The sequence below is a fragment of the Microcystis sp. LE19-41.2A genome (assembly GCF_027530405.1).
GTDB classification, from domain to species: domain Bacteria; phylum Cyanobacteriota; class Cyanobacteriia; order Cyanobacteriales; family Microcystaceae; genus Microcystis; species Microcystis aeruginosa.
Genome location: NZ_JAPZQJ010000528.1, coordinates 1 through 1,069 on the forward strand (window position 1 = coordinate 1; position 1,069 = coordinate 1,069).

Annotated in this window: 1 protein-coding gene and 2 pseudogenes; 1 reads left to right on the plus strand and 2 read right to left on the minus strand. The window is 34.1% G+C overall.

All coding sequences use genetic code 11. From position 1 onward, the window contains the following. Both O9290_RS22160 and O9290_RS22165 read right to left on the minus strand, forming a co-directional pair. On the minus strand, nucleotides 1-137 hold a 137-nt coding region (locus O9290_RS22160), incomplete at its 3' end, for a DUF2887 domain-containing protein (protein WP_288087556.1). Between the two features lie 193 nt (nucleotides 138-330). Beyond that, nucleotides 331-776: pseudogene (locus O9290_RS22165) on the minus strand (DUF29 domain-containing protein). Between the two features lie 175 nt (nucleotides 777-951). On the opposite strand from O9290_RS22165, the pseudogene O9290_RS22170 reads away from it, so the two are divergent. Beyond that, nucleotides 952-1,069, plus strand: a pseudogene (locus O9290_RS22170) (DUF3782 domain-containing protein); the annotation flags it as partial.

Genomic DNA, 1,069 nt, shown 5'->3' on the forward strand with positions numbered 1-1,069 from the left:
AGTCGGAAAGCTAATTCTTTGATTTCGACTGATTTAAATTGATAATTTTGCGCCAGATTGGGAGATTTTCCTAGCAGTTGAAAGAGAAGTTCGGGAAAGACTTGAAATAAGGTATAAAATATTTTATCAGTTTTCATTATTTGAGTAAATACAATTGAAGCCAACTGTACTACTTTTAGGGTTCCAAGTCAATAGTTTTTTGGTGGATTTTTGTTAAGTTTTATCAAAATAATTTGAAAATAATTTTCTCCAGAAAAAAACTACCTTTCCTTGTTCTAATTGTTCTAATTCTTTAATTGCTGTCATAACATCCTTTTCTTGATCTGATTTTTATGGCAACCAAGAGCGATCTAGTAATTCTTCTAGTGAGTAAGGACATTGAGAGGGAAAATCACAGTATTCACTGGTTTTATTTTGACAAAACCTAACGCATCTTGGTAGATAGAGTTTAATTCTTCTTCTCAAGAATTGCGGAGATTAGCCGTCATTTTTCGCCTTAATTGAGTCCGAAAATTATAAATTTCTTCCTGCTAATGAATTGTCTTATATTCTGCCTCTTTTGTTCAGTATTGCAGTAATAATAGATGGCGGATAATCTGTTCTAAAAGACTGGCTACCGCATTTTTCTTTTCTTTGCCCAAATCCTCTAATTCCTCGATTAAATGTTCTAAGTCTAGCTGTTGAAATTGATGATTTCTAAGCAAGCTAACGGTTTCTCCTAGCCATTGAGAGTCATCAATATCATAGAGTTGTTTTAAGGCGTGAATTCTTTGCATCATTGATTGTCTCCATTAGCAGTTTTATCGTTTTGAGTATCTTGACATCAGGGAAGTTTAGTGATTAACATAAAATTTACTCCATCGCATTGGTAAATTAGTCAAAAATCTTCCTCATGAATCGGCAAAATTCAGTAAAATAGCAATAGACCAAATCAGAGAGAAAAAATTAGCTATGGCAACTACATCCGAAGACGTATGGCGACTCTTAGCCGAATTAGCGACTGCTCAAGCTGAATTAACTGCCGCTCAAAAAGAAACTGACAAACAACTGAAGGAAGTTAGTCAGCAAC